General features: G+C 72.7%; 15 protein-coding genes. 3 read left to right on the top strand and 12 right to left on the bottom strand.

Annotation, left to right across the window (positions count from 1 at the left end):
* Nucleotides 1-9: 9 nt before the first annotated feature.
* From Acy02nite_RS10510 to Acy02nite_RS10495, 4 genes are all read right to left on the bottom strand, one after another.
* A complete protein-coding gene (locus tag Acy02nite_RS10510) occupies nt 10-1758 on the bottom strand; it encodes a VgrG-related protein (RefSeq protein ID WP_203739759.1) in 1749 nt (582 codons plus the stop codon).
* A gap of 3 nt (nt 1759-1761) precedes the next feature.
* On the bottom strand, nt 1762-2457 hold the full coding sequence (locus Acy02nite_RS10505) for a CIS tube protein (RefSeq protein WP_203739758.1): 696 nt from the start codon (nt 2455-2457) through the stop codon (nt 1762-1764).
* Entirely contained in the window at nt 2457-2882 is a 426-nt protein-coding gene (locus tag Acy02nite_RS10500; RefSeq protein WP_203739757.1) for a phage tail protein, read from the bottom strand. Before Acy02nite_RS10500 ends, Acy02nite_RS10505 begins: the two co-directional genes overlap by 1 nt.
* A gap of 72 nt (nt 2883-2954) precedes the next feature.
* Nucleotides 2955-3311, bottom strand: coding sequence for a hypothetical protein (locus Acy02nite_RS10495; RefSeq protein WP_203739756.1), 357 nt, complete (start codon nt 3309-3311; stop codon nt 2955-2957).
* A gap of 2215 nt (nt 3312-5526) precedes the next feature.
* Here Acy02nite_RS10495 and Acy02nite_RS10490 point away from each other — a divergent pair.
* Nucleotides 5527-5973, top strand: a complete 447-nt coding sequence (locus Acy02nite_RS10490) for a hypothetical protein (RefSeq protein WP_203739755.1) — start codon at nt 5527-5529, stop codon at nt 5971-5973.
* A gap of 201 nt (nt 5974-6174) precedes the next feature.
* Here Acy02nite_RS10490 and Acy02nite_RS10485 read toward each other — a convergent pair whose 3' ends face one another.
* Genes Acy02nite_RS10485 through Acy02nite_RS10470 form a run of 4 tightly spaced genes read right to left on the bottom strand, consistent with a single transcriptional unit; the run spans nt 6175 to nt 8776 of the window.
* Nucleotides 6175-6333: a DUF6760 family protein gene (locus tag Acy02nite_RS10485; protein WP_203739754.1), complete on the bottom strand. Its 159-nt coding sequence runs from the start codon at nt 6331-6333 to the stop codon at nt 6175-6177.
* Nucleotides 6330-6767 carry a hypothetical protein gene (locus Acy02nite_RS10480; RefSeq protein WP_203739753.1) on the bottom strand — a complete coding sequence of 146 codons (438 nt, stop codon included), beginning with the start codon at nt 6765-6767 and terminating at the stop codon, nt 6330-6332. Before Acy02nite_RS10480 ends, Acy02nite_RS10485 begins: the two co-directional genes overlap by 4 nt.
* On the bottom strand, nt 6764-7204 hold the full coding sequence (locus tag Acy02nite_RS10475; protein WP_203739752.1) for a phage tail protein: 441 nt from the start codon (nt 7202-7204) through the stop codon (nt 6764-6766). The genes Acy02nite_RS10480 and Acy02nite_RS10475 overlap by 4 nt, the downstream gene beginning before the upstream one ends.
* 15 nt (nt 7205-7219) lie before the next feature.
* The gene (locus Acy02nite_RS10470) at nt 7220-8776 is read right to left on the bottom strand and encodes a phage tail sheath family protein (RefSeq protein ID WP_203739751.1); all 1557 of its coding nucleotides are present in this window, start codon (nt 8774-8776) and stop codon (nt 7220-7222) included.
* A gap of 161 nt (nt 8777-8937) precedes the next feature.
* Here Acy02nite_RS10470 and Acy02nite_RS10465 point away from each other — a divergent pair, with 161 nt between their 5' ends.
* Nucleotides 8938-9951: a hypothetical protein gene (locus Acy02nite_RS10465; protein WP_203739750.1), complete on the top strand. Its 1014-nt coding sequence runs from the start codon at nt 8938-8940 to the stop codon at nt 9949-9951.
* A gap of 7 nt (nt 9952-9958) precedes the next feature.
* On the opposite strand, the gene Acy02nite_RS10460 is transcribed toward Acy02nite_RS10465, so the two are convergent.
* From Acy02nite_RS10460 to Acy02nite_RS10445, 4 genes are all read right to left on the bottom strand, one after another.
* Nucleotides 9959-11959 carry an ATP-binding protein gene (locus Acy02nite_RS10460; RefSeq protein ID WP_239174541.1) on the bottom strand — a complete coding sequence of 667 codons (2001 nt, stop codon included), beginning with the start codon at nt 11957-11959 and terminating at the stop codon, nt 9959-9961.
* Nucleotides 11956-12672 carry a Pvc16 family protein gene (locus tag Acy02nite_RS10455; RefSeq protein ID WP_203739749.1) on the bottom strand — a complete coding sequence of 239 codons (717 nt, stop codon included), beginning with the start codon at nt 12670-12672 and terminating at the stop codon, nt 11956-11958. The genes Acy02nite_RS10460 and Acy02nite_RS10455 overlap by 4 nt, the downstream gene beginning before the upstream one ends.
* A complete protein-coding gene (locus Acy02nite_RS10450; protein ID WP_203739748.1) occupies nt 12669-15656 on the bottom strand; it encodes a DUF11 domain-containing protein in 2988 nt (995 codons plus the stop codon). The genes Acy02nite_RS10455 and Acy02nite_RS10450 overlap by 4 nt, the downstream gene beginning before the upstream one ends.
* Nucleotides 15657-15730: 74 nt before the next feature.
* The gene (locus tag Acy02nite_RS10445) at nt 15731-16351 is read right to left on the bottom strand and encodes a helix-turn-helix transcriptional regulator (RefSeq protein ID WP_203739747.1); all 621 of its coding nucleotides are present in this window, start codon (nt 16349-16351) and stop codon (nt 15731-15733) included.
* Nucleotides 16352-16525: 174 nt separating this feature from the next.
* Here Acy02nite_RS10445 and Acy02nite_RS10440 point away from each other — a divergent pair, with 174 nt between their 5' ends.
* Nucleotides 16526-17821, top strand: coding sequence for a COG1470 family protein (locus Acy02nite_RS10440; RefSeq protein ID WP_203739746.1), 1296 nt, complete (start codon nt 16526-16528; stop codon nt 17819-17821).
* Nucleotides 17822-17862 lie beyond the last annotated feature (41 nt).

Here is a 17862-nt window from a genome sequence, read left to right as displayed (position 1 = left end):
TGCTCCTCGTCAGTTCAGCTTCACGATGGGCGCGTGGATGTCCGCCTCGAGGGCGCCGGCCACCTCGACGCGCCGGCCCTTGAGGGTCAGGTCGCCGCGCCCGGCGTCGAGGGTGATGCCGTTGCCACGTACCTCGATCGATCCGGTCGCATCGATCTCGATCTTGCCGTCGGCGTGCACCACGATCTTCTTGTTGCCGCGGTCGAGGAAGACGACGAGCTTGTCCTTCGCGGTCGCCAGCCGGATCCCCTTCGGGTTGAGCCGCGAGTCGAGCAGCTCGATCCGGTCGCCGGCCCGGCTCGCGAAGGAGCGCCGGTTCACCTTGCCGGTGGTGCCGTCGATCAGGTCCGACTGGTGTGGCGAGGGGCTGTCCTTGCCGTTGTACAGACCGCCGATGACGTACGGCCGGTCCAGCAACCCCTGCTCGAAACCGACCAGGACCTCGTCGTTGATGTCGGGGCTGACGACACCGCCACCGCCGACGCCGCCGAGCTGGACCGTGCGTACCCAATCGGTCTGATACTCGGTGTCATCGGTCAGCCAGGGAAAACGCAGCCGGACCCAGCCCTGGTTGCGGCGCTTGGCGTCCACTTTGGTGTCGGTGACGATGCCGATCGCGAGGCCCGGCACGCGCACCGGGCGCGCCGGCGCGGCGGAGCCCCCGGCCAGGCCGAAGACCGACCGGTCCTGGCGGCCGCTGACCGTCACCCAGGTCTGGTAGACCGAGCCGGGCGCGAAGACGTGCCGGCTCGCCGTGATCGTGTACTTGCCGTCGAACTCGGCGCCGATCTTCTTCAGCGTCATCGGCACCCCGGCCCGCAGCTCGGGCCGGCCGCGCACGCCCACCTCGACCTCGGCGAGCGCGGCGGTGACGTCGGCCGCCACGGCGCGGGCGACGACGCGGGTCTCGGCCTCGGTCTCGTAGGGCACGTCGGTCACGTTCAACCCCGCGCCACCCTTCCCGAACGGCTGGATCGCCTTGCGCGGCGTGGTCTTGATGTCCAGCTCGGTGGAGGTCGTGACCGGCAGCTCGGTCTTGATCGACTTCTTGCGGGCCGGGTCCCAGCCACGCACCGTCACCGACGGGATCTGCCCGACCGACGTGACAGTGGAGCGCACCGCGAGCACGTTTTTGCCGGCCTCGATCACTTTCGGACTCTGCTCGGCGGTCATCCCGGTGCCGGGCGCGGTCGACGCGCGCTCGCCGGCGCGGAAGTAGAACTTGCCGTCGATGACGGCGACCTCCGCCTCGTTGTCGACAGCGAGCATCTTGAGGAACTCCCAGTCGCTCACGTTCGGCTGGGTGATCATGTCGTAGGTGCGGGTGAACGAGTCGATCTTGCCGATCGGCAGGCCTGCGGCGCCGGCCAGCCGTTTCGCGATCACCGACGGGGTCTGCTTGACGAAACTGCGCACCCGCTGGCCGCGCATCAGCCGGTGCGACAGGTCCAGCGCGCGGATCACCGAGAACGTGCCGTGCCCGTCGTGCTGGGACTCCAGGGTCACGACCTCACCCTTGAAGAGCATGACCGCTGCCGTACGGCCGCGACGGACGCGCAGGGTCACCTTCGTCCCGATCTCGACGATGTTCTCGGAGTAGAAGACGCCGTGCTCGTCCCGGAAACGCAGCTCGGCGACGGCCGCCAGGTTGCTGCTGTCCTCGACGGTGGCCGAGACCAGCCGCCGCTCCCACTTGCGCCGGATCTGACCGGGCAGGCCCAGCTGCAGATTGTTGACGTGATCGGTGCCCGCGCCCACGCGTCAGCCCTCCACGGCCGGGAGCAGCAGCTGCCGCCCGGGACGCAGCCGCGTCGGGTCGTCGATCTCGTTCGCCTCGGCGATCACCCGCCAGATCGTCGGATCGCCGTACTCCCGATAGGCCAGCATCTCCAGCGTGTCCCCGGCGACCAGCCGATGCACCCGCTGCGCGGTGAGCGCGCCCGACGTCGGGTTCTGCCCCGGCGTCGAGCCGCTGATCTCGGTCAGCGTCAGCGTGCAGGTGGCGCGCAACGGCGTACCGTCCGGGTCGAAGAGCTTGTAGTTGGCGTCGATCTGGCTGACGTAGGAGTAGAACGAGACCGTCTGGAACTGCCCCCAGGTGAACTTCACCCACGGCGGTGACGGCGCCTTCGCCGCGATGCTCGCCTTCGTCGGAACACAGCAGGTCAGCAGCTTCTCGACACGCTCCTGGACCGACCGGTCGTGCTTCTCGGTGGCGTCCAGGAAGATCGTCAGGCTGAGCGTCCGCGGGCCGGAGCCACTGAACTCGGCGACGCCCACGTCCTCCGCGGCGCGCGCCACGTGCGGGATCCAGTTCGCCGACTTGGAGAGCGCCAGCTCGTTCGGGTTGAACATGAACGTTATCGGTCCACCGAGCGGACCGCCCGGCTGATCGCCACCGGCTGCCGGAGGCTGGAACAGCTGGAGGCCGGCGGCCACCTTCCCGGTCCGCGCCATCAGCCCACCTCGGTGAAGCCGTGATACGCCAGCTCGATGCTCTCCGACGCGACCTCCGACCGGCTCGGGTCGAAACTCGGCCCCGACCAGCGCACCAGCACGACGTCCGCCAGGCCCCACTGGACCAGCATCGAGCGGTCCGGCTTCAGCGCCGCGATCTCCGCCGAGCCGCGCCGGACGCGCTGCGGCAACTTCGACAGATACTTGAAGACCTTCGCGGTGTCGGGCGTCAACGGCCGGGACAGGGTCACGTTCGTGTAGACCAGGCGCGACGGCAGCTGCCAGACGAAGTCGTTGTTGCCGCCCTCCTGGTGCTCCTCCATCTCGACCTGGATGCCGAGGCCGTCGCAGGTGTTCCAGTCGCCGAGGTCGATGCTGTCGATGCGCAGCCGGAAGTGGACGCTGGTACCCGGATCGCTGCTCATCTCGTCTCCGCTTCCCGCGCGGTCGCCCGCCTCGTCATCGCCCGTCCCGTTGTTTCGCGGCCGTCCGCGCTGTCATCGCCAGCCGTCCCGCAATCGCGCCGACCGCTCCCGGCTGGTGCGCATCTCGGCCCGCAGCAGTCGCTGAACCGGATCGGTCAGGCGATGCGCGAGCTCATCCAGCTGCTCGCGCCGCAGCAACCGGACGAGCTTGGTCAACTGCTTGTCGTTGAAGCGGCTCAGGATCGCATCGACGTGCCGCGGCTCCAGGCGTTTGAACAGGGCGTCCAGGTCCGGCGCGGGAGGCGGCGACGCGGTGGTGGCGGGCTTCGGCTTGGCCGGTGTCCCCGGACCCTGCGAACGCTGCGCCGTCCGAGCCGCCGCGGGCGCCGACCGCGCAGCCGGCTGGCCCGCAGGAGCGCGCTGAACCACCGGCGGCGGCGTGTCCGGGCGCCGGCTCTCGGTCCTCGGTTGGCTGATCACAAACGGACGTCGGCCGGGGGCCAGGTCCGCCGACGTCTCGCGGTTCCCGTTCGGGACAGAAGCCTGCTTCAGTACGGCATGAGCACCGCCGTCCCCGATCGGACCTCCCGCAGTCGCGGCCACGGCCGACCCCGGCCCGATCGCCGAAGCCGCACGTTGCACGGGCCCGATCGGCATGCCCGCACCCCGCCCCGGCCCGTTCGGCAGAACCGCACGCCGCCCCGCCTCGGCCGGGAGAAACGCACGCCGACCCGGTTCAGTCGGAAGAACCGCACGTTGCACCGATTCGGTAGGTGGAGTCGCGCGTTGCGCCAGTTCGCCCCGCACTGTCCTCGCGCCGGGCGATGCCCCTTCGCTGCCCACCCCTGACAGCCGGGCGGTGGGACGTGACGACGACGGCCCGTTCGCGTTCCCCGAGCGGGATCGCGACAGCGGGACGACCGGACGCCGCGCCGCCTCCCGGCCGGAGTCCGAAGTAGAGGGCCCGGCGACTCGCCGCGCCACCACGGCCGAGCCAGACGAGACCACCGGGGCGGTGGAAGCATTCGAGCCGGCAGTGACCGTCGGCGAGGTATGGCGAACAACGGAAACGACTGGCCTGGTGGAGCCGTCCGCCGTCGCTGAAGTCGCGGGTTCGCCAGGAACAACGGCACGCGAAGCCGGAACAGTGGGCAGAGCAGACGCGGCCGGCGACGCCGGAGGGGCGAGTGAGGCCGAGGTGGGTGACGACGCCGCAGGGTCAGGCAACGCCGGGAGTTTCCGCAACGCAGCTGGGTTCGGCGACACCGGAGGGTTCGGCGAGGTCGGAGAAGCCGGCGACGTCGAAGCAGGTGACGCCGTTGAAGCAGGTGACGCCGTTGAAGCAGGTGGCGACGCCGGAGAAGCGGGCGCTCCCGCAGGGTCGGTCGACGCCCGAGAAGCGGGCAACGCCGGAGAAGCGGGCAACGGCGCACGTTGCACCGGCGGCGTGGCCGGACGGCTGTCGCCCGCTGTCGCGCGGGCGGCCGGAGGCGCCGGCGACATCGAGGACGGTGGCGCGGAGAGCGGCGCTCCGAGGCCGGCTCGCCGCGAGGCACCCGGATCCGGAATGAGCCGCGGCCGCACAACCGCGGGCCCACCGGTGTCGCCCGGTGCCTCGCCGGCATCAGTGGCGGACGCGTCACGCCGGGCCGGCTGAGGGCTCATCGGATCGCCGGGAACGTCACGCCCAGCGGCTTCCCGGCTCGCCTGGTCTCGCGTGATCACCTGACGGTTCACCACGGTCTGGCCGGCGGCGGGCTGGGCGGACCGGCTCGCTGGGGGCTGGCCGGCCGGATCGGATCGCCGCTGCCCAGCTTGCTCGGATCGGCGCTGGCCGGCCGAGGACGCGTCGCTCGCCCCGGGCTGCGGGTCGCGCTGCACCGGCCGGGCGGCGACCACCGGCGTCGCCGAACTCTCCGAACGCGCCACGGGTGACGCTGCGCCACCGGATTCCATCGCGGATGACGCTGCGCCACCGAGCGGTGACGACACCTGCGAGCCGGAAACGGTCCGAGGCTCAGCCGCACGTCGGGCCACTACCGGCGGTGTGGTGGGCCGATCGGGACCGCCCCGGTCGAAACGGGCCGACGGCGGGGCGCCCTCCATGGGTTCGCCGAGGCCGAGCGGGCGTGGCTTACGCACCGGCGGGGTCTCGGTGGAACGCTGGGCCGGGGGCCGGGGCACCTCGGCGGAACGCTGCACGGCCGGGTTGTCCTCAGCCGCGGGCCGCGCCGTCGCGGTGCGGGCGTCGCCCACTCGGCTCGAGCTGTCACTCTGCTGGGCCGAGTTGTCGCCGCCCCGCTGCTGAGCCGCCCGGTCCGCTTGTTCCCGCTGCACCGGGCTGTCGGCCGGGCGCCGCTGCGGGCCATCACCGCGCCGCGGCTGACCCGGGCTGTCACCGCGCCGCTCCTGTGGCGGGCTGTCACCGCGCCGCTGCTGACCCGGACTGTCAGCAGCCTCACGCCGGGCCGGACTGTCGGCCGCCTGCCGTCGGGCCGGACTGTCAGCCGCCTCACGGGGGGCCCGACTGTCGGCCGCCTCACGCCGGGCCGGGCTGTCGGCCGGCCCCGGGGCCGGGCCTGCCGAGTCGTCGCCGGACGAAGCGCCCGGATCGGCTTGGCGCGCCAGCGGCAGGGACGACGGCGTGGATCGGGGCGGGCGGGGACGGACCGGCAGGCGGCGGGCGGGCTCGACGGGCCGGCCGGACACCAGCGAGCGGTTCCGGGCCGGGGCGCGCGCCGGCACCACGGCGCTCGGCGAAGCGGCCTGCGAGGGCGCGGTCGCCGCCGAGGGCGCGGTCACCGGGGTCGCGGTCGGCGAGGGCTCGGTCACCGGAGTCGCGGTCGCCGGGGGATCGATCACCGGAGTCGCGGTCGCCGGGGGCTCGATCACCGGAGTCGCGGTCGCCGGGGGCTCGGTGATCGAAGTCGCGGGCGAGGGCTCGGCCGGCGGCTCTCGGTGGACCATCGGCGCGACCGGCGCGGGACGGGTTCGCGGGGTGCCGGCGGGGCGCAGCAGGTCACGGACGACGCCGGGCGGCGCGGCGGCGTTGCGGGACGGGGCAATGGCCGTACCGAAGGAGGGGTTCTGATGGGTGGCCAGTGAGGCGACGAAACGCGCGCCGTCGCTGAGCAGGCCGATGCCACCGGAGGCCGCCGGACGCAACGGGGGCAGCGACGACCAGCCCGGGTCGGCATGCGCCAGTTCGGCGTGCGCCGGGGCGGAGGGCGCAGGCTCCGGGGGCACGGCCCGTGAACCGCGGCGCCGCAGCCTGTCCCAAACCGCCATGGTGTTACCGAACCTCGTTCATCCTGGTGTTGATGCGCGCTATCTCCTCGACGTGGCGGGCGCGCTCGGCGTGGGTCAGGCCGAGGATCTCGGCGCGCGGCCAGTGGAAGTGGTAGGCGACGTACGCGACCTCCTCGTGGAGCCGGTCGGTCCCGTACGTCACGATTCCCCCAGGCGGCTGCCGGCCAGATCGACGTCGAAGGACGTGTCGCAGTTCGGGCAGGTCACCTCGGCGAGCGTGTGGCCCTCCGCGTTGATCCGCCGGTAGAGGTCCTGCAGGAACGCCAGGTCGGAGGCGAACAGCCGCTCGATCGTCTCGGTGCGGATCGTGGTGATCGTGCCGATCCGGGTGACGACGAGGCTGAGCAGGACCACCGACAGGTACGCCGGGTTCTGCTTGACCCGCACGTCGATCAGCGGCGCGAGCTCGTCCCGCGCGGTGGCCAGTCGCATCGAGCCGTCCCGATGCACCTGGCCGTCCTCGTCGACGTACCCCCGCGGCAGTTGGAACGTGAATTCGGTCTGCAACCGCGGCGGCGGCGGTGCTGCCGGCGCCACCACGGTGTCGAGATCGAGATCCCCGTTGCGACGCCTCATGACGTGCTGATGTCCTCGTAGACCACGGTGACCTTCTCGGTCGCGGCGGTCGAGTCGCCGGCCTTGAGGTTCGGGCCCTCCCACTTGTTGACCCAGGCGTTGGTCAGCTCGAAGCGCCGGCCCTCCTGGCGCTGCGAGTCGTTGATGATGATGCTGATGTGCTTACGGGCGTCGTCGACGGCACCGTTCAGGAACGTCTTCTTGATCCAGTCGGTGAACGCGCTGCTCTTGTCGAGGCCGCGGGTGATGGTGCACTCGCCGCCCTTGCGCGCGCCCGGGATCTTGCGGATGACCAGCTCGCCGGTCGGGGTCACCTGCTGGACCTCGATCGCGTCGAGCTCGAAGGTCAGACCGCTGACCTCCTGCACGTATTCGACCTGGATGCCACCGAGCTCCACGGAGAAGCTGTGGACGATGAGGGTGTCGCCACCGGCCATGGGTTGTCGCCTTCCTTACTCGTTGACGAGGCTGGTGCTGTCGGAGAACTGCGAGAGGCGGAAGACCACGAACTCGGCCGGCTTGACCGGGCAGAGGCCGATCTCGCACACGACCTGACCACGGTCGATGACCTCGGGCGGGTTCGTCTCGCTGTCGCACTTGACGTAGAACGACTCGGCGGCGGTCGCGCCGAACAGCGCGCCGCGACGCCACTCCTCGGTCAGGAACGCGGTGATGTTGCGCCGGATGGTGCCCCAGAGCCGCTGGTCGTTCGGCTCGAAGACGATCCACTGGGTGCCCAGCAGGATCGACTCCTCGATGTAGTTGAAGAGGCGGCGCACGTTGATGTAGCGCCAGGCCGGGTCGGACGAGAGGGTGCGGGCGCCCCAGACGCGCACGCCGCGGCCCGGGAACGACCGGATGCAGTTCACGCCGATCGGGTTGAGCAGGTCCTGCTCGCCCTTGGTGATGTTGTTCTGCAGGTCGACGACGCCGCGCAGCACCTCGTTGGCGGGCGCCTTGTGCACGCCACGCTCGGTGTCGGTGCGCGACCACAGGCCGGCGACGTGGCCGCTCGGCGGCATCATCACGTTGCGGCCGCCGGCCGGGTCGAAGACCTTGATCCACGGGTAGTAGAGCGCGGCGAACTTCGAGTCGTAGCCCGCGGTCTCCTGCCGCCAGACGCGCACCTGCTGGGCGCTCAGCTCCGGCGGAGTGTCCAGGATGGCCAGCCGGTCGCCCATCTGCTCGCAGTGCGAGACCAGCGCGAGCTGCGCGGCTTTCACCTCTTCGAGGCTGAGGGACCCCTGCTGGTACGCCGCCATCAGGTCGGGCGCCACCACCATGGTGATCTCGTCGATCGCCTCGAGACCGCCCAGGCCGGTACGGGTGTCGAGGTCACCGGCGAACTCGTCGACGGAGACCGCGGACGGCACCACGTCCGCGCCCGGCGCGGGGGCCTGCAGCGTGACGGTCTGGTTGGCGGGGCGGGCCAGCGCGTTGGCCGCGGCCGCCTCCTCCAGCACGATCAGCTTGGAGTGCTCGCGGACCTGGGTGACCACGTTGTTGTCGCCGCGGCGGCGGAACGAGCCCTGGAAGACCTCGGCCTGCTGACCGTTCTGGTGCACGATCAGGCGGAACTGGTCGTCGCCGGTGCTCTCGCCCTCGGGGTCGGCGATCTCGACGGTGACCTCACCGCCACCGGGCAGCGCGGCCGCCCGGAACGTGCCGACCTGCGCGGGGGTGCCGTTCGGCAGGGCCTTCTGCCCGTTCGACGAGGCCCCGTTCGACGAGGTGCCGCCGGTGGCGGGAGCGCCGACCCGGACGACGTAGGCGATACCGCCGCCGTTCGCGAAGTAGCCGTACACCGAGTTCGCCAGGTAGGTGCCCTCGACCATGCCGCCGAAGACCGCGACGTACTGGCTCCAGTTGGTGACCAGCGTCGGCGCGTGGAACGGGCCCTTCTCGGCGAACCCCACGAACGCGGTCACGGCGGTGCCGACGCCCTCGATGGGGCGCGAACCGCTCGGCGCCTCCTCCACGTAGACGCCGGGAGACAGGTACGTCGGCATACGGAACCCCTTCAAACCCGTGATGGTGGACCTTGCCAGCCTCGCCGGGCGGGCAACGTCACGCCAAGGTCCGTCAGGGCGTCATGGAGGGCAGAAACGGTGCCCGCACGCTTGGGCCGGACCGTTTGCCGTGCCGGTGCGGCCGCTCCTACCGTCGGACGATGCGCGCAGAACAGCACCGTCCCACCGTTTCCGGCAAGCGGGTACCCACGGTGGCCGCTGGTCAATCGGCGGACGGCCGGACCGGTCCGGTCGCGGAGGTCCGGCACCTGCAGCGCGTGGCCGGGAACCGGGCGGTGGAGACCGTACTGCAGCGGATGGCGAAAAAGAAGGAGAAGGGCAAAGGACGGGCGCCGGTCGTCGAGCCCGAGCCCGAGCCGGTGAACGTGGTCGACGCCGCGCTCGGCGCGATCGCCGGACGGCTCCCCGGTTTCGGGGAGTTGCCGCGCAACGTGCGCATCGACTACGCCACGAACGCCGGCATCCTCCAGCCGGCCGGGGACGGCGAGGCCCTGGAGACCGTCCTGACCCCGGACATGGGCGACGACTACGAGGACGCCATCACCGAGGTCCAGGGCGAACTGGGGCGGCGTGGCTTCGTCTCGGGTTACGACGAGGCCGGCGCGGGCGCCAGCGACTGGGCGTCGAGCCGGATCAGCGGGGCGGCGGGGAGTCTCCGGGAGTCCGCCGAGGTCAAGGAACTCTGGGGCGGCAGGACGACGTTGCACCACAAGATCTCGCGGTCGCGGCTCGACCTGCTGCTGAAGTGGATGAAGGGCAATCCGCGGGCCAAGCCGATGGAGCGCTTCATCGAGAGGATGAAGGAGGTCACCGGCGCGACCTCCGACACCAAGGTGCTGTGGAACATGCCGGCGAACCTGGAGCTCGGAGCGGCGTCGGACACCCGGCTGAGCGACCCGGGGTCCGGCTTCGACGGCAACGTGGACCAGAGCGGCCGGAACACCCCGCGGACGTCCGCGCTGTCCGAGGCCGACCGACTGATCACGCAACTCTCCGAGGCCTCCACGGAGGAGGACTTCCAGGAGATCGCCGACCTGCTCGAGGAGGCCAACGTGCGGCACCTGAACGCCTACCGCGGTGCGGTGCTCTCCGATCCACAGGTCGGCCAGTGGGAGCAGAAGGGCAGCAAGTGGAAGCGCAACAACGGGACGTGAGCGCCGATCAGCCGGGCGGGAGCAGGCGGCCCAGTTTGCGGTACTCGCGCTCGGCCGCCGCCACCAGCTGCGCCATCGTGACCGGGCCACCGGCGGCCGCGGCGAGGTAACCGGCCGTGACGGCGCACGCCCGGATCGCGCCGCCGGACAATTCGTACCTCCGGGCGCAGCGATCCAGATCCACGTCGTCCGCCCGGGGCAGGTCCGTGCCGAGGCAGTGGTCCCACAGCGAACGCCGCAGCGCCCGGTCGGGCACCGGGAAGTCGACGATCACGTCGAGCCGCCGGATGAACGCCTCGTCGAGGTTCGCCCGCAGGTTCGTGGTCAGGATCGCCACGCCGTCGAACGACTCCATGCGCTGCAGCAGGTAGGCGCTCTCCATGTTCGCGTACCGGTCGTGCGCGTCGCTCACCTCGGAACGCTTGCCGAAGATCGCGTCCGCCTCGTCGAAGAGCAGCACGCCGTTGACCCCGGCCGCCTCGGTGAAGATGCGTTCCAGGTTCTTCTCGGTCTGCCCGACGTACTTGTCGACGACCGTGGAGAGGTCCACGACGTACAGGTCGAGGCCGAGGTCCGCGGCGACCACCTCGGCCGACATGGTCTTGCCGGTGCCGGAGTCGCCGGCGAAGAGCGCAGTCACGCCGCGTCCCCGGCCGCCGCCGGGCCGCAGCCGCCAGCCGCCCAGCACCTGCTCGCGGTGGCGCACCCGGCCGGCCAGGTCGTGCAGCTGACGGCCGGCCTCCTCGGGGACGACGAGATCGTCCCAGCCGACGGCGGGCTCGACGCGGCGGGCGAGTCGTTCCAGGCCGGCGGCGTTCTGGCTGCGGACCCCGGCGCGGATGTGATCGGCGCCGACGTGTTCCGCGCCGGCCAGCAGCGCCAGGTGGGTAGCGACGGTCGCGGCCTTGCGGGCCTGCGGCGCGTCCAGCGTGTACGGCGACAGCTCCCGCGCCACGTCGACCTCCTCGACGACCGGGGCGCCGAGGGCCGCGCGCCACAGATCCAGCCGCTGCGCGCCGACCGCCGGCGCGGTGACCAGCACCGGCGTCTGCTCGGCCCAGAGCGGGTCCCAGCGGGCGCGCCCGGTCAGCACCACCGGCGCCGCCGCGTCGAGCAGCCCGCGCAGCGTGCCGACCCGCTCCGGCTCGACCGGCCCGGCGACCAGCCCGGCGCCGCCCAGCCGCGCCTCCCGGACCGCTGACGCGATCACGTCGGCGGGCGCCGGATCGGCCGCCACCGCGTCCAGGTCCAGGCGCAACGCGGGCAGGCCGGCCAGGGCGAGCGCGGCGACGGCGAGATCCTCGGCGGCGCCGTCGTGCACATAGGACAGCAGGTGACCGGCCCGGATGGCGGACGCCAGCCCCTCCGCGCCGGCCGGTTTCCAGCCCGGGTCGGGCAGCGGACGCAAGAGCCGGGCCAGGCGCGGGTCCGGCCGGTCGTCGCCGAGCAGGTGCCCGAGCACCCGGTCCGGGACGCGCAGCGTGCGGGTCAGGAACGGGCGGTCGGCGTCCTCGACGAGCAGCAGGCCGCCGTCGACGAGCGGCGAACCGGCGGTCAGCCGGGCGCGGGCGGCGCCCACGACCGGCGGGACGCCGCTCAGCTCGATCGCCAGCCCGGCCGTCGCCCGGGGCCGGGTGACGTCGTCGTTGAGGTAGCCGTAGAGCTTCTCGTACCGCCGGTCGAGGTCCGGCAGCATCGCCACCAGCAGGATCTCGGAGTCGAGCGGCAGCAGGCCGAACTCGCGGATCAACCGGCGCAGCGGCACGATCTCGCCGGCCTGCTCGGCGCGGTCGGCGGCCTCCTCCGCGGCGTCCAGCGCGGCCCGGTCGACCAGGTCGGGCAGCGGCCCCGCGGCCGGATCCGCCAGCAGGCGGCGGGCCGCGGCGGCGGAGAGGTGCAGGCCACGCAGGGGGTCGCCGGGCTCCGGGTCGGTCTCCTGCCGGAGCGCGACGGCCTGATGGATGCGCTGCTCGATCAGGGTGAGCCGGACACCCAGGTACTCGCTCACCGCTGCGGCCCGATCGGCCGGCTCCCGCCACGACGCCGGCGTTCGCCGGGAAGATCCCGTTCCCGCGGTACGCCCATCCGCCGCACCTGCTCCTGGGCGTCGAGTTCCGGCTGGTTGAGCCGCCGTGACTCGCCCGCTCCGGTGTCCGCGTCCCGGGTCGTCAGCCGCAGCCCGTCGGTCACGGCCGCCGCCGCGCGCACTGTCGAACCGGCCAGCGGCGCGAGCACCACCAGGTCGAGCGACGGTTTCAGGTTGCCGCCGAGCGCGGTCCAGATGTCGGCCAGCCCGCGGTCCCGCATCGGTGGCACGGCGATCGTCAGCGAGATCGGCAGCGCGAGCTCCGCGAGGGTGCCGGTGAGCCGCGCGGGCGGGACGGCGTCGTGCCGGATCAGCCCGGCGAGCAGCACCGACAGGATCCGGTGCTCGTCCTGCGGGCGGCTCGTCCATGCCGTGACCAGGTACGACAGCGAGAACCACCGGGGCGCGTCGTGCTCGGCCAGCACGGCGCCGTCCGGGTCGTGCTCCAGGGCGAAGCCCTGCTGCCGCAGCGACATGTCCTCCTGGATGTCGTAGAGGAACAGGTTCACCGTCGGGGCGGTCCGCCGGGCCGTCCAGTCCTTGGTCGGCGCGTCGAACGCCACCTGGAGGTCCATGCCGGCCAGCGTGTCCTCGGTGAGCAGCGCGAGCAGTGCCGCGTCCACCTCGTCGATCATTTGCGCAGCACCAGCCCGGGCGGCTGCTGGGCCGGTTGCACGACCCGGAAGTCGGTGGTCACGCGGGCGAAGCCGGAGCCGGTGGCGACCACCTGACGCGGACCGAGCGCGTCCTTCCAGAGCACCAGCAGCTGCGCGTCGAACCGGCCCTTCGCGTCGGGCACGGCCGGGTTCGCGGCGACGGTCACTCCGGTGTCCCAGGCGAGCCGGACGGGCACCCCGGGCGGGAAGTCGAAGCCCCGGACGATGGTGACGAAGCCGGGCGGCCCGAGCTCCGGGGTGACCTCGATGCGGGGCTGCAGCACCCGCAGCGGGGCCGTGACGTTCTTCGCCACCAGGGTGTCGGCGCCGATCACCCCCCGTACCGTCGTGGTGATCTTCTTGGGGGGAACGAGAACGAAGGTGAGCCGGCGCGCGGTGCCCGGGGTCAGGTCACCGATCCGGCAGATCGTCGCGTCGCAGGCGCCCGGGCGGGTGACGACCGGGATGCCGGTGGGCAGCTGCGGGGTGATCGTGACGCCGGTCGCGGTGCTGCCGCCGACGTTGCGCACGGTGTAACGGACCGTGGTGCGGTGACCGACCCACGTGGGTGTCGGCGTGATCACGACGCTGACCTGCAACAGCGGCGGCTCCGGAGCGGGCGGCAGGGGCGGCACGGCGGAGACGCTCGGTGACGGGACGGGCGGCGCGGTGGCCGCCAGCCTCACCTCGGCGGTGTTGTCGGCCGGGGCGGCGTCGGCGAGCCAGCCGCCGGCCGTCCAGCTCAGGGAACCCTCGGCGGCGGTCGCTGCGGTGATCGTGACCCGGACGCGGACGGTCACGCCGATGCCCGGGGAGTCGAGGTCACAGCTGAGCGCCGTGAGGTCGCACGTGCCGGTGTCCGCCTCCAGCTTGCTCACCTGGAAGCCGGTGGGCGCCGTGAGGTCGACGTGCACGCCGTGCGCGGTGACCGGGCCCCGGTCGGTCACCGAGAGCGTCACGGTGGTGGTGTCGCCGGCGCTGAACTGCTCCGGCTTGTCCACCACGGCGGTGGTGACGTTGCTGGCGCGCTGCCAGGCGGGCCAGCGCTGCCGGCCCGGGATCTCCCAGGTCAGGCCGTCACGGACACCGCTGGCCAGGTCGTAGGTCTTGACGTAGTCCGGCTCGGTCGCCGGGGCGAAGCGGCGGGCCGCGTGGGCCAGGGTCAGCCCGTCCGGCGACCAGTCCACGTCGCGCGGGTGGTGCGGCCCGGTGGCCGGAGCGATCAGCACGCCGCCGCAGGCGTTGTTCGCCGGCACCAGCGCCCGGCAGCTCTTGCCGGCCAGGTCGATGGCGAGCATCCCGTCCGGCGCGCGGCCGAACGCGATCTGGTTGCCGTCCGGCGAGAAGCCGGCGCCGTAATCGGCGCGCCCGGCGCCGCCGGAGGCGAGCGTGAGGTCGGTCTGCGTGCCGGTCCCGTCGGCGGCGACAAGCCAGAGGTGGCTGTTCGCGGCCGCGCCCTCGGTCTGCCCGCGGTCGAAGACGAGCGAGGCGCTGTCCGGCGACCAGGCCGGCTGGCTCTCGCCGACCCGGTCACCGGCGGACGGGACGGTCGCGACCTGCGCGCCGGTCTCCGCGTCCACCACCATGATCCGCGCGGGCGCGCCGGGGGTCCGCAGGGTGTACGCGATCCGCGTGCCGTCCGGCGACCAGACCGCCTCGGTCTCGGAGCCGGTCGCGGTGCGCCCGGGCAGCTCGAAGCGCTTGCCGTGGGTGCCGTCGGCCCAGACCACCCAGAGCCGGGCGACCCGGTTGGCGCCCTCGGTCACGAAGCGGCTGACCAGGATGCGCTGCCCGTCCGGCGAGTACGACGGCCGGGACGTCCACGGGTCCCCGGCGACCGGGTTCCACAGCAGGTCGGGGTTCGCGCCGGCGCCAGGGTCCTCGCGCAGCACGGTGACGCCGAGGTCACGCGGGTCGACGGCGTCCGGCCGGACGTCGGAGAGGTCGGCGGTGAACCGGTCCGCCGCGGTGGTCCGGGTGATCAGCAGCCGCTGTCCGCTGCCGTCCGGGTCGTACCAGCTGGGCGTGCCGATCGAGCGGTCCTCGCCGTACCGCAGCGCCGCGATGCAGGGGCAGCCGTCGTCGCGGGGCTCGCCGCTGTAGAGCAGCTCGGTGGCGCCGAGCGTGCCGTCGGGCTGGGTGCTGCGGCTGACGAACGCGACCGTCACGCCGTCCGGGTTCCACACCGGCTCGCGGCTCTCCCACTCGGTGCGCAGCATCAGCCGGTCGTTGGTGCCGTCCAGGGCGCTGATGTGCACCTTGCGGTCGTTCGCGCTGGCCGGCGCCGCGGTCCAGGCGATCAGGCCGCGACTGGCGACCGGGTTCCAGGACGGCTCGCCGGCACCACCGGGAAGCTGGGTGACGAAGCGGCGGGCGCCACCGGTCACCGCGATGCACCACACCTGCGGCACGTCCGAGTCGATCCTGCCCTCGAAGGCGAGCTCGGTGCCGTCCGGCGACCAGGACGGCCAGTAGTTGTCGCCGGTCCCGTCGGTGACTCGCCGCGGGGTGCCGCCGCCGACGCCGACCACCCACAGGTCACGGGCGCTGCCGACGCCGTCGCGGGTCATCGCGTAGGCGATCCTGGTCCCGTCCGGCGAGACCACCGGATGGCTGGCCACCTGGGCGGTGTCGCGGGTCAGCTGCACCGGGTCGCCGCCGCCGGTCCTCACCCACACCTGCGCGAGCCGGGACGTGCGGCGGCTCACGAACGTCACCGTCGCGCCGCGGGCCGAGGCCTCGTCGTCGAAGTGCTGGATGCCCGTGGCGAAGAGCGGGTCGGAGGTGGTGGCGCCGGAGACCACGCCGATCGACCGGTGCGCGGTGCCGACGTAGGCGACGCGCAGGTCGGTGGCCTTCAGTGGAGGATCACCGGGGGCGGCGCCGGCGACCACGGCCCACACACCGGACGCCGCGACGAGCGCGGCCAGGGCAAGGGCCGGGAACGCCCGAGACTTCAGCACGTTGTCATCCTGGGAGACGGGACGCGGCGTCCACACCGGACGCCGGGGCAACCACGAGGGCAGACCGGCTGCCCTCAGATCAGGTCGTGGCGCAACGCGTACGCCACGGCGTGTGCCCGGTTGCGCAGCTGCAGCCGGGTGGTCAGCTCGTGCAGCACGTTCTTCACCGTGCGCTCCGAATAGGACAGCTTGGACGCGATCTCGCGGGTCTCCAGGCCCTCCGCGACCAGGCGCAGCACGTCCACCTCGCGGGTGGTCAGCCCCCGCAGGGTCAGCCCGCGCGGCTGCAGCACCTCGCGCTGCAGGCGGCCCATCTGCTCCAGCAGCCGGCCGAGCAGGTCACCCGGGACACTGCCCTCACCCCGGGCCGCGGCGAGCAGCACCCGGATCAGGCGACCGGTCGGCACCTCGCCGCGCCGGACGACACCGACGACGCCGCACTCGACGGCCCGGGACAGTTGCGCGTCGTCCAGATCGGAGGCGACCAGGACCAGCCGGCTCGTCCCCCGGCGAAGGTCACGCAGCGTGGCGAAGGTTTCCTCGGACATCGTGTCGGCGACGACCACGGTGACGGCGGCGGAGGCCCGCTCGGCCTCGGCCACGACGCGGATCTCCGGACGGCCGGCGAGGTGGCTGTTCATGCCCAGCAACGTGATCGGATCCGTGGCGTGGACAAATACCGGCACCCGCTGCATGTTTGACCCCCTTCGTCAGCGGGCATTCTGTCCCTTGCCGCTTAGCAAGCACTTAGCAGGCACTTAACGGGCGGTGTGCCCCGAACCACACAGACCGGACGGGCACCAGATCTGCCCGTGTCCGTTCCCGGACGGCCCCTGTCGCGTCACGGATCGATCCCTACGCTCAGCGGTATGCGTGCATCCGCGAACCTGGGGAGCGACTCCGTCTCGGTGTCCCCCGGCTCCACCGTGACGGTCCCGGTGACCGTGCGTAACTCGGGCGACACCGTGGAGGCCTATCGGATCGAGGTCCTCGGCGAGCCCGCCGAATGGGCCGTGGCCGAGCCCGCGGAGATCACCCTCTACCCCGCCGGCAGCGAGACCGTCACGGTCACCTTCGCGCCGCCGCGGTCCCCGCGCGTCGCCGCCGGCGAGCGGCCCTTCGGCGTCCGTGTCGTGCCCTCCGAGCACCCGGACTCCACCGTCGTGCAGGAGGGCGTGCTCACCGTCGAGCCGTTCTCCGAGGTCACCGCCCAGTTGCAGCCCGGCACGCAGGCCGGCCGCCGGCAGGGCCGCTACCGCATCGACACCGACAACCACGGCAACGTCGCCGAGGAGCTGGCCTTCACCGCCGCCGACGGGGCCGACCAGGTCACGTTCGCGCTGCGGCCGGCCGCGCTGCTCGCCGCCAACGGCACCCGCGCCGAGACCCGGCTGACCGTGAAGGCGCGCCGCTGGCTCTGGTGGGGGCCGCCGCGCGAGTTCCCGTTCACCGCCGAGGTGCGGCCGACCGGCGGCCGGGTCCTGGCGATGGAGGGCGTCTTCGTCCAGAAGCCGATCATCTCGGCCGGGCTGCTCAAGCTCCTCGCGGCGCTGCTCGCGCTGCTGCTGGCGCTGCTCGCGCTCTGGTTCGGGCTGGTCCGGCCGGCGGTCAAGACCGCGGCGAAGGAAGCGGTCGACCAGAACACCGCGCAGCAGAAGGCCGCCCAGGAGGCGGAGTTCGCGACCACCCCGCCGGACCCGACGCCGACCCCGGCCGCCACGGCCGGCGCCGGCTCCGGCTCCGGGAATCAGGGCGCTCCGGGCGCCGGGCAGCAGAGCGGGAGCCCCGGCGCGGCCGGGAACGGTCAGGGCGAGCAGTTCTCCGCGGCGATCACCTTCCGGACCAACCGGGCCGGCTCGGCGGAACGCAGCTACACCGTGCCCGCCAAGCAGACGTTCCTGCTCACCGACTTCCTGGTGGACAACGTGCAGGGCGACGAGGGCACACTGCGGGTCACCGCGAACGGCGTGCCGGTGGTCACCTACGCCCTGGAGAACTTCCGCAACCAGGACTACCACTCGGTGACGCCGATCCGGGTCCCGGCCGGCGCGAAGGTGAGCATGCAGGTCACCTGCCGCGCCCCGGGCACGCCGGCCAACGCGACAGCGGCCACGCAGTGCCGCGAGTCGCTCTATCTCAACGGCCTGATGCAGAAGACCAAGTAGGACATTCACAACAGAAAGGGCCCGCTTTCCCCGTACGGAGG

Source organism: Actinoplanes cyaneus (assembly GCF_016862095.1).
GTDB lineage: Bacteria > Actinomycetota > Actinomycetes > Mycobacteriales > Micromonosporaceae > Actinoplanes > Actinoplanes cyaneus.
The sequence above is the reverse complement of the archived record's forward strand: the minus strand, read 5'-3'. Positions and strand labels throughout refer to the sequence as shown.